Raw genomic sequence first — 13,013 nt, 5'->3', positions numbered from 1 at the left:
CTAGTCGGCGGCCGACACCCTCACGAGGCTGCCCCACGGGTCGTCGATCGCCAGGCCGAGTCCATCGTTCCGGAACGCCGTGCCGTAGTGCCCGAGCCGCTCCTCGAGCGCACCCAGGTCGTCGCGTGTCGGCACCACGATGTCCACCTGCGCCAGCCCGAGGGCCAGCCGTCGGCGCCCGGCGCCCGCGCTCTCCCAGGTGTTCATCGCCATGTGGTGGTGGTACTTGCCCGCCGACACGAACAGCGCGCTGCCCGGCACCTCGAAGGTCGACTCGAAGCCGAGCCGCCCCACGTAGAACTCCGCGGCCTGCGCGACATCCCCCACCGAGAGGTGCACGTGCCCCACGGATGCCCCGCCGACGCGTGGGTTCTCCACGGTCTCGGGCGTGAGGTACTGCTGGAGGAACGCGTTCGGGTCGACGTAGAGCGTCGCCATCTCGATGCTGCCGTGCACCCAGCTCCATTCGGTGCGGTCGCGATCCCAGTAGAGCTCGACCCCGTTGCCCTCGGGATCGGTGAAGTAGAAGGCGATGCTGACCTTGTGGTCGGCGCTGCCGGTGAAGCTTCCGGGTGAAAGCGTGGCGACCGAGTAGATCGCGGCGGCGAGAGCCTCCCGCGAATCGAACAGGATGGCCGTGTGGTACAGCCCCGCCGCCCGAGGTTCCGGCGACTTCAGTTCGGGTGCGTGCTGGAGGATCAGCACGGGGGTGGTTCCCCGTCCGAGCACCGCGAAGTCGCCGTCGGTGCTCAGCACGTCGAGCGTCACGCCGTCACGGTAGTAGCGGATCATGGCGTCGAGGTCGCCCACCCGCAGGGTGACCGGGCCCATGCCGGTTGCGGCGGCGAGGATGTCGGTGTTCGACGCTGCGACGCCGTTCGGGGAAGTCATGTCATTCATTGTAGCTACAACTAAACTGCGGCGCCAGACATTCCCCTGGGCTGGCGCCAGCGGAACGAGGGGGAACAATGGATGCCGCACCGCCCAGAGTCGTCTCGGACCGCCTCCTTATCGCCATTCTGCTGGCGATCATCCCGATCATCCCGATCATCCCGATTGGCCCGATCAGCCCGATCAGCCGGATCCCGGGCATCCGGGCCGCCGGGGCCTCGCCCCTGCATTTTCATGCGAATGTATCGAGTCGGGAATACGGCGCGTCCGCCGAGCGCTGTACCGGGCATGAAGAAGAAGATCGGGTTCCTGTCGTTCGGCCACTACCAGCCCGTGGTGGGCTCGCGTGCTCGCACGGCCCAGGATGCCCTCCTGCAGTCGATCGAACTCGCGGAGGCCGCCGAAGAACTCGGCATTGACGGCGCGTACGTTCGCGTGCACCACTTCGCCCGCCAGCTCGCGTCGCCGTTCCCGCTGCTCGCCGCGATGGGCGCGCGCACGAAGACGATCGAGCTCGGCACGGCCGTGATCGACATGCGGTACGAGAACCCGCTCGCGATGGCCGAGAATGCGGCCGCCGCCGACCTGATCGCCGCAGAGCGGTTGCAGCTCGGCATGAGCCGGGGATCGCCCGAGACGGCCCTCCGCGGCTCCGAGGCGTTCGGCTATGTTCCCGCGGAGGGAGAGACGGATGCGGACCTCGCCCGCACACACACGGCGATCTTCCGCGCCGCCATTGCCGGTGCCGGCGTCGTGCACCCCAACCCGCAGATGTCGCGGTCCACCACCCCGCTCGCCATCGAGCCGCAGTCGCCGTCGCTCGGCGAGCGCATCTGGTGGGGGTCCGGCACGCGCGCGACCGCGGTCTGGGCCGCAGAGCAGGGCATGAACCTGCAGTCGTCGACGCTGCTCACCGAGGACACCGGCGTGCCCTTCGACGAGCTGCAGGCCGAGCAGATCCAGCTCTACCGCGATGCGTGGAAGGCTGCCGGGCACCTGCGTGAGCCGCGCGTCTCTGTTTCCCGCAGCGTGATTCCGATCACGACCGACCTCGACCGTCGATACTTCGGCGCGGGCGCACGGGGCGACGCCGAAGACCAGGTCGGCTACCTCGACGGCGGTATCGCCCGTTTCGGCAAGAGCTACACCGGTGAGCCCGACGTGATCGCGGCGCAGCTCGCGGCCGACGCGGCGGTGCAGGCGGCCGACACCGTGCTGCTCACCGTGCCGAACCAACTCGGGGTGGAGTACAACGCGCACCTCCTGGAGTCGATCGCCCGCTACGTCGCTCCCGCCTTCGGCTGGGCCCCCGCGAACGCCGTCCCCGTGCTCTGACCGGGCCGCGCGCGCCCCCAGTCCCGCCCCGCGCCGCGCGTAAAAGAGGATGGGAGCGCCGCTGGCCCCCAGGTCGACGCAGCGCGCGCCTGATCCTCTTCTGGGGTCGGGACTCCGGCGGCCGTGTTCCGCGCGGCGCTCAGCAGGCGGGCTCGGCCAGCACCTTCACGAACGCCGACGTCTGGTAGACCGCCTCGTAGATCCAGCGCAGAGCGCCGATCGGAGCCCGGTCCGCCACCATCCGCAGGTCGCCCGTGAAGCACCGCTGCATGATGATGCGGGCGCGCAGAATGTGCGGGGTGAACGTGATCACGGTCGCAGACGTCCAGCCGTGGGATGCCGCGAGCGACTGCAGCACGCGACCTTCACCCTGCGTGGTGAACGGTGACGGCGTGACGCAGTACACCGCGAACGACTGCGGCTGCGAGCAGATCGGCAGGGCCGACGCCTCGAACCCGGGGGAGTCGGAGCCCGGCGGCGGCACCGAGATGACGACGTTCGACGCGAGTCCGGCATCCACCATCTGCTGGGCGATCGCGATGCGGGTCGGAGTCGGCGGACCGATCACGAAGACGGCGTCGGTCGGGGCTGGGGCATCCGTGTCGGGGTAGGCGTAGAGCCGCAGCCCGACCAGCACCACACTGACCTGCACCACGACGGCGAGGATGATCGCCATAACCTGAGCGCGGCGGAGACGAGACAGGGCCAATAGGTCTCCCTCCGGGGGTCTCCTCCGGGCCGTGGATCCGCGTCACGGACACGGCGCACGGCGCCAGCCGCTACGAGTTCTGCGTGCGCTCCACCCAGGACAGGTACTCGGGGCTGACCGTGCCGGTCACGTAGTCACCGGTGAAGCAGCTCATCTCGAGTGACTCCACCGCGGAACCCTCGATGATGGCAGCCTGCATGTCGGCCACCTCCTGGTAGATGAGGTGGTCGGCGCCCATGTAGGCCGCGATCTCGGGGATCTTGCGATTGTGAGCCACGAGCTCGTCGCGCGAGGGCATGTTGATGCCATAGACGTGGGGGAACCGCACAGGTGGTGCCGCGGATGCGAAAGTGACCTTGTTCGCACCGGCCTGGCGGGCCATGTCGACGATCTCCTTCGAGGTGGTTCCGCGCACGATCGAGTCGTCGACGATCAGCACGTTCTTGCCCTTGAACTCCGTCGACATCGCGTTCAGCTTCTGCCTGACCGACTTCTTGCGAACGGCCTGGCCGGGCATGATGAACGTTCGGCCGACGTACCGGTTCTTGTAGAACCCCTCGCGGTACTCGATGCCGAGCTTCTGCGCCACCTGCATGGCGGCGGGTCTGGATGAGTCGGGGATCGGCATGACCACGTCGATGTCGCCCGACGGGGCCCATTGGGCGACGGTGTCGGCGAGGCGGTTTCCGAGACGCAGGCGCGCCTCGTACACCGAGATGCCCGAGAGCACCGAGTCGGGGCGGGCCAGGTAGACGAACTCGAACGAGCAGGGGATGAGCCGGGCATCCGGAGCGCACTGCTTGGAGATCAGCTCGCCGCCCATCGTGATGAAGACGGCCTCACCGGGCGCCACGTCGCGCACGACTTCGTAGCCGAGGCTCTCCATCACGAGCGATTCGGATGCCACGACCCACTCGTCGCGGCCCGACTCGAGCACGCGCTTGCCGAGCGTCAACGGGCGGATGCCGAACGGGTCGCGGAATGCCAGCAGCCCGTGCCCGGCGATCATGGCGATCGTGGCATACGAGCCCTCGACGCGCTCGTGCACGCGTGACACGGCGTTGAAGACCTGCTCCGGGTCGAGGTCGAGGCCCGAGACCTGCTCCTGCAGTTCGTGGGCGAGGATGTTCAGCAGCAGTTCGGTGTCGCTGTCGGTGTTGAGGTGCCGGCGGTCGATGTGGAACAGCTCCTGCGTCAACTCCCGCGTGTTCGTCAGGTTGCCGTTGTGCACGAGGATGATGCCGTAGGGCGCGTTCACGTAGAACGGCTGCGCTTCCTGCTCGCTCCCGGCGTTGCCGCGGGTGGCGTAGCGCACATGGCCGAGGCCCATCGTGCCGAGCAGCGACCGCATGTCGCGGGTGCGGAATGCCTCTCTCACCTGCCCTTTCGCCTTGATGACGTGAAAGGTGTCCCGTTCGGCCGTGGCGATCCCGGTCGAGTCCTGGCCGCGGTGCTGCAGCAGCAGGAGCGAGTCGTAGACGAGTTGATTGACGGGCTCAGACGAAACGATGCCAACGATGCCGCACATGCTTTGGCGGGCTCCAGACGGGTAGAGAAATAGGCCGTGCTCCAGTCTATCGGCGGGGCGGGGGGTGGTTCCCCTGATCGGTGGATGCCCGTCGGCCGGTGGATGCCCGAGGCCGACTTTCTCCACCAATCTGCACATCGGTGCATCCGGATCAGCCCTTTCGGCAGAACTACTTGGTGAAGGCGAAATCCGCCCGGCCCGGTATCGGGCGCTGTCAAGGAGGACGACCGTGAGAAAGATTGTGAAAACCAGAGTGCTGGCCGGGTTGGTGGCGGGTTCCGTCGCTGTCATCGGACTGGCGGTGCCGATGAGCGCCCACGCGGCCACAGGAGCAAAGCTGTCGGTGCTGCACGCCGTACCCGACACGCCTGTCGACGTCTACGTCAACGGCGCCCTGACGCTCGACAACTTCATGCCGGGCGACCTCGCCGGCCCGCTCGATCTCGCCGCCGGAACCTACTCGGTCGCGATCACTGCCGCCGACGCTGCAGACGCGTCGAAGCCTGTCATCGGCCCGATCGACCTGCCGCTGGCGGACGGCGGCAACTACACCGCCGTCGCACATCTCAAGGAGGACGGTACCCCCACCGCGACCCTCTACACCAACGATGTGCAGACGACTGCGGCCGGTGAGGGTCGACTGACGGTGCGGCACACCGCAGCGGCGCCCGCCGTCGACGTGCTCGCCGGCGGCACCCCGGTGATCAGCGGACTCACCAATCCCGGCGAGAAGGTGCTGAACCTCCCCGCCGGCACCATCTCCGCCGCGGTCGCCGCAGCCGGAACCACCACGCCTGTGGTCGGCCCGACCGACGTCACCGTGGCCGAGGGCACGAACACGATCGTCTATGCCTGGGGCAGCCTCTCGGCGAACAACCTCAAGCTGGCGGTTCAGACCATTGACGGCCTGCACGGCAACCCGTCGGGAATCCCGAGCGGTACGGCCGGCCTTGCCGGTGACCGCGACGACTCGGGATCGCTCATCGCCGGAGGGACCGCTGTGGCCCTGTTGCTCGCCGCCGGCGTTGTTCTGCTGATGCGTCGACGCAGCCGCGCGAACGCATAACACCGCACTCGACGACCCAGCGTGCACTGACCGAGACACCGCGAACGAGGAGGAGAGGTACTGTGAAATCACAGCATGTTCGGCAGCGCCTTCTCCTTCTCGTGGCGGCGTTCGGGTTCTCGACGCTCGCACTGGCGGGCTGCGCCGGCTCCGACCCTGTGCCACTCGGCACGCCCATGCCCCCGGTCGCCCTTACGTCGCCCACCCCCGCGCCGACCTCGACTTCTGCGCCGGGAGCTTCGGCGGGCGGATCTTCGGCGGGGGCGTCCGTTCCACCCGTGCCGATCAAGCGCTCCGATCCCGGATCGCAGGTGGCGCCCATCGTCGTTCCACCGACACACCTCACCATCGACGCGGTCGGCATCGACATGGCCGTGCTGCCGATGGGAGTCGATTCGGCAGGCCAGATGCAGCTGCCGGAGGATTCCGCACAGGCCGGGTGGTACAGGTTCGGGCCCGCGCCGGCCGACACCTCGGGTACCACCGTCATCGCGGCGCATGTCGACTCGCTCGAGTTCGGTCTCGGGCAGTTCGTTCGGCTCCGTGACATTGTGGCCGGGGAGACCGTGGTCGTCGCATCCGCCGACGGAGCCCAGCGCACCTACACGGTCTCCCAGATCACCCGCACACCGAAGACCGACGTGGCAATCGATGAGATCTTCGATCGGTCGGGTGCGCCCCGGTTGGTTCTGGTGACCTGCGGCGGAGTCTTCAACAGGGACACCGGTCACTACCTCGACAACGTGATCGTCACCGCCACCCCTGTCGCGTGACCGGCGAAAGCGCGATCATTGTGCACGCAGCATCCATTCGGTTGACGAGCATCCACCAGAAAGTCCGCGAGATCGTGACAGACCAGGCCCCCGACGACGACGAAGCCCTCATTCAGGGGTTCATCGACGGGGACGATCGCGCGCTCGCCGAGGTCTACGCGCGGTGGTCTGCCCTGGTCTACACCCTCGCCCTCCGATCCCTGGGCGACGTGGGCGAGGCCGAAGACGTGACGCAGGGCGTCTTTGTGTCGGCGTGGAGATCGCGGGCGACCTTCGACCGCAGCCGGTCGCGTCTGCCGTCGTGGCTCGTCGGAATCACGCGCAACAAGATCGCGGATGCCCACACCGCCCGTTCGCGAGCGCGGGCGCTCTCCCAGCAACTCGAAGCAACCGCTGGTCCCGAGGTCTCCAAAGACCCTGAAGACGTAGCGGACAGGTTGTTGGTGGCCGACGAACTCAAAAGGCTCGACCCGGTTGCGCGGCAGGTGATGTACCTGGCGTTCTACGACGACCTGACGCACGTGCAGATCGCAGAGAGGCTCGCCCTGCCACTCGGTACGGTGAAGAGCCACATCAGGCGGAGCCTGGAGAAACTGAAAGTCCGGTTGGAGGTGAACACCGATGCACACTGATCCCGAGATCCTCGCACTGCTCGCCCTGGGCGAGCCCGCGGGCACCGACGCCGACCGGGCCCACACAGAGGGCTGCCTGGAGTGCGCTGCAACGCTCGAGGCCTTCACCGGGGCGGCTGCTGCGGGTCGCTCGAGCTCATCGGTGCCCACCCTCGTCTCGCCGCACGAAAGGGTGTGGGAGCAGGTCGCCCGGGCTGTGGCCGCGGAAGCTGCGGCGCCGGTGCGCCCGGTTGCATCCGTGGCGCCGGTGCGCCCCGGTGCATCCGCGTCGCAGGCCGCCCTGGCGAGCCCTGCGGAGTCCGTCGAGCAGCTGGCAGGCTCCGTGCGGCCGAGACCTCGGCGGAGCCGTCTGCCGGTCCGGTGGCTGGCACTCGCTGCGGCTGTCGTGCTGGCCGCTACCGTCGGCGGGGTCGCGACCACCCTCGCGCTTCAGCCGCGGGATGGCTCCACCCCGGGCCCGGGCGTCTCGGTGCTGGCGCGTGTGGCTCTCACCGCGTTGCCCGACTGGCCGGGTGCCAGTGGTGACGCTGTCGTCGAATCGAACGGATCCACGACCTCCATGGTCATCTCCGTCAACGCGGCCACAGACCGCCCCGACGCCTACCGCGAGGTCTGGCTGTTGAGCGCCGACCTCACGAAGCTGGTCAGTCTCGGCCTGCTGGCGGGAGACTCGGGGACCTTTGCCATTCCCGCCGACATCGACATGTCGCAGTACTCCATCGTCGACGTCTCCTCGGAACCGCTCGACGGCAACCCTGCCCACTCATCGGATTCGATCGTGCGCGGCAGCTTTTCGTCCTGAGCGGCCGTGTCGGGCCGCCGTTCCCGTCAAGTGCGCCGGATCGGCGAGAATAGGACGCATGACGAACAGCTATGCCGCCGCCGGTGTCGACACCCGGGCCGGAGACCTCGCGGTCGAACTGATGAAGTCCGCCGTCTCGGCGACGCACGGGCCGAACGTGGTCGGTGGGTTCGGCGGTTTCGCGGGGCTGTTCGACGTCTCGGCGCTCCGGGAGTTCCGTCGGCCGCTGCTCGCGACCTCCACCGACGGCGTCGGCACGAAGGTCGCCATCGCGCAGGCCCTCGACAAGCACGACACCATCGGGCAGGACCTCGTCGGCATGGTCGTCGACGACATCGTGGTGGTCGGCGCGCGCCCCCTCTTCATGACCGACTACATCGCCTGCGGCAAGGTGGTGCCGTCGCGGATCGCCGACATCGTGGCCGGCATCGCCCGCGCCTGCTCCGCCACGGGAACGGCGCTCGTCGGGGGAGAGACGGCCGAGCATCCGGGGCTCCTCGGGCCTGACGACTACGACGTGGCGGGGGCCGCGACCGGTGCGGTCGAAGCGGATGCCCTGCTCGGCCCCGAACGCGTGGTCGACGGCGACGTGGTACTGGCACTCGAATCGTCGGGGCTCCACTCGAACGGGTTCTCCCTGGTTCGGCACATCCTCGCCGGGGCGTCGATCTCGTACACGTCGACCTCCGCCGAGCTCGGCGGAGTAGTGGGGGAGATCCTGCTCGAACCGACCCGCCTCTACACCTCGCCGCTGCTGCGGGTTCTGGATGATCCCACCCTCGCCGGGGCGGTGCACTCCCTGTCGCACGTGACCGGTGGCGGTATCGCGGCGAACCTCGCGCGCGTGCTGCCGCGCGGTTCGTGGGTCGAGGTGGACCGTTCGACGTGGTCGCCGCTGCCCGTGTTCCGCGTGCTCGGCGCCTGGGCCGGAACCACGCTGGAGAGCGCAGAGGGCACCTGGAACCTCGGGATCGGAATGTTCGCGGTGGTCGCGGCGTCGTCGGCCTCTGCGGTCGCGGCGGCGCTCGCGGCCGACGGCATCCGCACGTGGCCGGTCGGTGTCGTCTCGACGTCCGCCCGCGACTTCGCCGGGTCGGGCTTCGAGCAGGGCGCGAAGGGTGTCGACGGCGGAGCGGTGCGCCTCGTGGGCGCCTACGCCGCCTGACCCCCGCGCCGCCTGACCCCCTCGTCCCCGCGCCCCCCGGCCTCGCCCCCGCGCCCCGCCCCGCGCGCCATCGTTTCCGAATCGAGTGGGCAGTTCCGGCCCCAAAATCCCGCGAGACAGGGCCCGAAGTGCCCGTTCGTTCCGGCGTTCTTCTCCGCCCGGAGGGTCAGGCAGCCGTGAGGCGTTCGATGAGCTCGCGGTAGCGGGCGGACGTGCGTTCGACGACCTCGGCGGGGAGGGCGGGGGGCGTACCCACGCGGTTCCAGTTCGCGGAGAGCCAGTTGCGCACGATCTGCTTGTCGAAGCTCGCCGTGCGCTCGCCCGAATCGTAGGCTGCGGCATCCCAGTAGCGGCTGGAGTCGCTGGTGAGAACCTCGTCGGCGAGGGTGATCTCGCCCGTCTCGCGGTCGGCCCCGAACTCGAACTTCGTGTCCGCGAGGATGATCCCCCGATCTTCGGCGATCTCAGCGGCGCGGGCGTAGATCGCGAGCGAGAGCCCGCGGAGCGCCTCCGCGATCTCGGGGCCGACCAGCTCAGCGGTGCGCTCGTACGTGATGTTCTCGTCGTGGTCGCCGAGCTCGGCCTTGAACGCGGGCGTGTAGATCGGCAGCGGGAGACGGTCGCCGTCGACCAGCCCGGCCGGCAGCGGTACCCCGCAGACGCTCTGCGAGGCCTGGTACTCGATCCAGCCACTGCCTGAGAGGTATCCCCGCACGACGCATTCGATCGGGAACATGTCGAGCGGCTTCACCAGCATGGCGCGGTCGCGCACAGATTCGGGCACGGCCGGTACGCCGCGCGCCTCGGCCGCTGCCTCGTCGACGAGGTGGTTCGGAAACCCGCCGAGCCTGTCGAACCACCAGCGGCTGAGCGACGTCAGAAGCTCGCCCTTGGCGGGGATGCCCGGCTCGAGCACCACGTCGAAGGCGCTCACCCGGTCGCTTGCCACCACCAGGAGGGCGGCGGCGTCATCCACAGACGCGGCCGAAGCCGGAACGTAGAGGTCCCGTACCTTGCCCGAGTACACGTGGCGCCAGCCGGCCAGGGGAGCGAGCTGCTGCTCGGCCCCGGGCACGTCGGCTTCGTCGCCCGTGCCGGCCCCGTTACCCGCTCCGGCCCTGTCGCCGGCCCCTGCGGCCGTCTCGTCGACGCGGAGCGCGATGTCGCTGCGGAACTGGCCACCGTCGAGCTGGATCAGCGACAGCGCGCGGTAGGCGCGCTCCCGCGCCTCGCCGAAACCGTTGCCCGTCGCGACGACGCTCAGCACCCGGCCTCCGGTCGCGACCAGCCGGCCGCCCGACAGTGCCGTGGCGGCGTGCGTGACGTGCACGCCCTCGATCCGGTCGGCGTCGTCGACTCCGGTCAGCACTCGGCCGGTCACCGGATGCTCGGGGTAGTTCTCGCTCGCCAGCACCACCGTGACGGCGCTCGCGGTCGAGAACGTGGGCTGCGGCTGGTCGGCGAGCGTTCCCGTCGCACTCGCGAAGAGCAGGTCGCTGAGGGGGCTGGTGAGGCGCGGCAGCACCACCTGCGTCTCGGGGTCGCCGAATCGCGCGTTGAACTCGATCACGCGGATGCCGGAGGCGGTGAGGATGAGTCCGCAGTACAACAGGCCGATGAACGGTGTTCCCTCGTGGGCGAGTCGGCGCACCGTCGGAAGCGCGATGGAGACGAGCACCTCGTCGACGAACGCCTCTTCGCTCTCGAACTCGTCGTCGAGCCAGGGCAGGGGGGAGTAGGCACCCATTCCGCCGGTGTTCGGGCCTTCGTCGCCGTCGGCCAGGCGCTTGTAGTCCTGCGCGGGGGAGAGGGGCAGCACGGTGTGCCCGTCGCTCACGAAGAAGAGCGACACCTCGGGGCCGTCGAGGAACTCCTCGAAGAGGATGTCGCCGTGGGCGAGCCAGCCGGTGGCGTGGGCGAGCGCGGCGTCGCGATCGCTCGTGACGAGCACTCCCTTGCCGGCAGCGAGGCCGTCGGCCTTGACCACCCAGGGGGCACCGAATTCGTCGAGGGCGGTCTCGATCTCCGCGGTGGTCGCGGCGCGGCGGGCGCGGCCGGTGGGCACCCCCGCTTCATCCATGATGCGCTTGGCGAAGGTCTTGCTGCCTTCGAGGGCCGCTGCAGCGCTCGACGGGCCGAAAACAGGGATGCCGCGGGTGCGGAGCGCGTCGGCGACCCCGGCCACGAGGGGTGCCTCCGGTCCGATCACCACGAGTTGGATGTCGCGCTCGATCGCGAAGTTCGCGACAGCCTCGGGATCGTTCGGGTCGAGGTCTGCCGTCTGGACGACGGCTGCGATGCCGGCGTTGCCCGGCGCCACGACGATCTCGTGCGCGGGAGAGCCGGCGGAGGTGGTCTCTCTGAGCAGGGAGGTGACGATGGCGTGCTCGCGAGCACCGGAACCGAGAACGAGAATCTTCACTCGACGATTCTAGGGCGGCGGGGGTATCCGAAAAGTTTTGAAGAATTTTGCGAAGTCCGCGTAATGGAATGACCGGTGGGCACTCTCTTCTCTATGTGAGGTGCTGTTTGAGGTATCGCACACTCGTGTGGCGGGTGGTATCCCCCCTAGCTGCCCGTCACACGAAAACGCAGCACCAGCTACAACTCGGCACCCGCCACAACTCAACACCAGCACACCTCAACACCAGCACACCTCAACACCAGCACAACTCAACACCACAGACTTCGCGCGTCGGGTCCCACCTCCCCCCGGCTGGCCCGCCCGGCGCGCGAACCCTCTTCGTGCGGCCGATCGCATCCCCCCTGCGGTCGGTCGCACGAAGCCACTTCGCGGGGCAGCAGGTCTCCCCCCATCGGCTGCCCCGCGAACCCCGCCCGCGGGTAGCCTTGGTGAATGGCCCGCGCACGAATCCTCGACGCTGAGGGGGCCGCCGCCCTCCGCGACGCCCGGTCGGCTGTTCGATCGGCGCCAGACCAGGCGGCTCTCACCTCGCTGCTGCCTCGACCCGTGCTCGCCATGGCGGTGCGCTACTCGCTCCAGGTGCTGTCGGAACGCGCCAGGGGCAACACCGTCGAGGTGCGGGTTCCGCCGTTCGGCGCCATCCAGTGCATCGAGGGCCCCGGGCACACCCGCGGAACCCCGCCGAATGTCGTCGAGATGGATGCCTCGACCTGGGTGGCACTCGCCACCGGCGACCTGGCCTGGGAGACCGGGGTGGAGAGGGGCGACATCCACGCCTCCGGCCAGCGGGCCGATCTGCGCGGATACGTGCCCGTCGCGCTGCCGTAGTCGGCCGGGTGGTGTGTCTGCGGCCGGTGGGAGTCGCCGCCGCGACAGTGGGCGACAATAGAGGAGTGAGTGACACCGATCATCCCGAAGCCGAACCGACGCCATCCGGAGCGCCCGACCGTTCGGAGCAGGAGCAGGAGCAGGAGCAGGAGCAGGAGACGGGCGAGCAGGATCTCGGATCCGACACCGTGACCATCCACCGTTCGCCCCGGTACTTCCGCTTCATGATCGCAGGTGTCGTCGCCGGTGTGATCGCGGCACTTGTCCTGACCTTCGCGTTCCCCCAGCCGGCCGGATTCAACCCGGCTCAGATCTTCGGATTCCTCGGGCTCCTGTGTGTCGTCGCCGGGATCGTGCTGGGCTCGGCCGTGGCGCTCATCATCGACCGGGCGTCGCGCCGCCGCGCCACGACGATCCAGATGGAACGGGTCGGTTCGTCGGCCGACGAGTCACTCGACACCTGACGGCACCGCCCGCGCGCAATTCAGCTCAGGCGCGGTGCGAGGCCCGGATGCTCCACGGCGCCCCGAATGGCCTGAATCAGGCGCGCCTCTGCTCGTCGCCCGGGTTCCAGGAGATCGCGAGGTCGTCATCGTCCTCGAGGTCGTCGTCGGCCTCGTCGTCGCTGTCTGCCACGTCGTACTTCGCCGCGAGCGCAGCGAAATCGGGTTCGGAGTGTGTGCCCAACTCGCGCTCGAGTGCACTGTAATTGGTGTCGGGGCTGAAATACTTCAGCTCGCGCGCAACCTTGGTGTGCTTAGCTTTTTGACGGCCGCGCCCCATGCGTGACCCCCTCACCTTTCGGGCCGGGGGATGAACGCCACCCGGATGAGTTGAATACAAGAAAAACTACACGTGA

At 68.8% G+C, this 13,013-nt stretch carries 13 protein-coding genes; 8 read left to right on the top strand and 5 right to left on the bottom strand.

Features of this window, described 5'->3' with window-relative positions; translation table 11 throughout:
* Positions 1–891 carry a VOC family protein gene (locus B7R21_RS02150; protein WP_116281609.1) on the bottom strand — a complete coding sequence of 297 codons (891 nt, stop codon included), beginning with the start codon at positions 889–891 and terminating at the stop codon, positions 1–3.
* A gap of 288 nt (positions 892–1,179) precedes the next feature.
* Here B7R21_RS02150 and B7R21_RS02140 point away from each other — a divergent pair, with 288 nt between their 5' ends.
* Positions 1,180–2,226, top strand: coding sequence for an LLM class flavin-dependent oxidoreductase (locus B7R21_RS02140; protein WP_116281607.1), 1,047 nt, complete (start codon positions 1,180–1,182; stop codon positions 2,224–2,226).
* Positions 2,227–2,365: 139 nt separating this feature from the next.
* Here the strand turns inward: B7R21_RS02140 and B7R21_RS02135 are convergent, their stop codons facing one another.
* Positions 2,366–2,902: a YdcF family protein gene (locus tag B7R21_RS02135; RefSeq protein WP_116281606.1), complete on the bottom strand. Its 537-nt coding sequence runs from the start codon at positions 2,900–2,902 to the stop codon at positions 2,366–2,368.
* 103 nt (positions 2,903–3,005) lie between these two features.
* The gene (purF, locus tag B7R21_RS02130) at positions 3,006–4,463 is read right to left on the bottom strand and encodes an amidophosphoribosyltransferase (RefSeq protein WP_116281605.1); all 1,458 of its coding nucleotides are present in this window, start codon (positions 4,461–4,463) and stop codon (positions 3,006–3,008) included.
* Between the two features lie 241 nt (positions 4,464–4,704).
* Here purF and B7R21_RS02125 point away from each other — a divergent pair, with 241 nt between their 5' ends.
* From B7R21_RS02125 to purM, 5 genes are all read left to right on the top strand, one after another.
* A complete protein-coding gene (locus B7R21_RS02125) occupies positions 4,705–5,529 on the top strand; it encodes a DUF4397 domain-containing protein (protein WP_172592026.1) in 825 nt (274 codons plus the stop codon).
* 62 nt (positions 5,530–5,591) lie between these two features.
* Entirely contained in the window at positions 5,592–6,302 is a 711-nt protein-coding gene (locus B7R21_RS02120; RefSeq protein ID WP_116281604.1) for a class F sortase, read from the top strand.
* Positions 6,299–6,934, top strand: coding sequence for an RNA polymerase sigma factor (locus B7R21_RS02115; protein WP_253259594.1), 636 nt, complete (start codon positions 6,299–6,301; stop codon positions 6,932–6,934). The genes B7R21_RS02120 and B7R21_RS02115 overlap by 4 nt, the downstream gene beginning before the upstream one ends.
* Positions 6,924–7,736: an anti-sigma factor gene (locus B7R21_RS02110; RefSeq protein WP_116281603.1), complete on the top strand. Its 813-nt coding sequence runs from the start codon at positions 6,924–6,926 to the stop codon at positions 7,734–7,736. The genes B7R21_RS02115 and B7R21_RS02110 overlap by 11 nt, the downstream gene beginning before the upstream one ends.
* A 58-nt stretch (positions 7,737–7,794) precedes the next feature.
* Positions 7,795–8,901 carry a phosphoribosylformylglycinamidine cyclo-ligase gene (purM, locus tag B7R21_RS02105; protein WP_116281602.1) on the top strand — a complete coding sequence of 369 codons (1,107 nt, stop codon included), beginning with the start codon at positions 7,795–7,797 and terminating at the stop codon, positions 8,899–8,901.
* Positions 8,902–9,067: 166 nt separating this feature from the next.
* Here the strand turns inward: purM and purD are convergent, their stop codons facing one another.
* Positions 9,068–11,323 carry a phosphoribosylamine--glycine ligase gene (purD, locus tag B7R21_RS02100; protein WP_116281601.1) on the bottom strand — a complete coding sequence of 752 codons (2,256 nt, stop codon included), beginning with the start codon at positions 11,321–11,323 and terminating at the stop codon, positions 9,068–9,070.
* Positions 11,324–11,758: 435 nt separating this feature from the next.
* Between purD and B7R21_RS02095 the strand changes: the two genes are divergently transcribed.
* Positions 11,759–12,154, top strand: a complete 396-nt coding sequence (locus tag B7R21_RS02095; protein WP_116281600.1) for a sterol carrier family protein — start codon at positions 11,759–11,761, stop codon at positions 12,152–12,154.
* A gap of 65 nt (positions 12,155–12,219) precedes the next feature.
* Positions 12,220–12,618, top strand: coding sequence for a hypothetical protein (locus B7R21_RS02090; RefSeq protein WP_116281599.1), 399 nt, complete (start codon positions 12,220–12,222; stop codon positions 12,616–12,618).
* Positions 12,619–12,694: 76 nt separating this feature from the next.
* Here B7R21_RS02090 and B7R21_RS02085 read toward each other — a convergent pair whose 3' ends face one another.
* Positions 12,695–12,937 (bottom strand): DUF3073 domain-containing protein, encoded by a 243-nt coding sequence (locus B7R21_RS02085; RefSeq protein WP_116281598.1) that lies wholly within the window; start codon positions 12,935–12,937, stop codon positions 12,695–12,697.
* Positions 12,938–13,013: the final 76 nt, after the last annotated feature.

This window comes from Subtercola boreus (assembly GCF_003399625.1).
Taxonomy (GTDB): domain Bacteria; phylum Actinomycetota; class Actinomycetes; order Actinomycetales; family Microbacteriaceae; genus Subtercola; species Subtercola boreus_C.
The sequence above is the reverse complement of the archived record's forward strand: the minus strand, read 5'-3'. Positions and strand labels throughout refer to the sequence as shown.

What these genes read in the sequence shown, in the direction of transcription:
- B7R21_RS02095 (WP_116281600.1), top strand. Translation starts at nt 11,759, where the DNA reads ATGGCCCGCGCACGAATCCTCGACGCTGAGGGGGCCGCCGCCCTCCGC.
- purM (WP_116281602.1), top strand. Translation starts at nt 7,795, where the DNA reads ATGACGAACAGCTATGCCGCCGCCGGTGTCGACACCCGGGCCGGAGAC.
- B7R21_RS02135 (WP_116281606.1), bottom strand. Translation starts at nt 2,902, where the DNA reads ATGGCGATCATCCTCGCCGTCGTGGTGCAGGTCAGTGTGGTGCTGGTC.
- B7R21_RS02150 (WP_116281609.1), bottom strand. Translation starts at nt 891, where the DNA reads ATGACTTCCCCGAACGGCGTCGCAGCGTCGAACACCGACATCCTCGCC.
- purF (WP_116281605.1), bottom strand. Translation starts at nt 4,463, where the DNA reads ATGTGCGGCATCGTTGGCATCGTTTCGTCTGAGCCCGTCAATCAACTC.
- B7R21_RS02140 (WP_116281607.1), top strand. Translation starts at nt 1,180, where the DNA reads ATGAAGAAGAAGATCGGGTTCCTGTCGTTCGGCCACTACCAGCCCGTG.
- B7R21_RS02085 (WP_116281598.1), bottom strand. Translation starts at nt 12,937, where the DNA reads ATGGGGCGCGGCCGTCAAAAAGCTAAGCACACCAAGGTTGCGCGCGAG.
- B7R21_RS02110 (WP_116281603.1), top strand. Translation starts at nt 6,924, where the DNA reads ATGCACACTGATCCCGAGATCCTCGCACTGCTCGCCCTGGGCGAGCCC.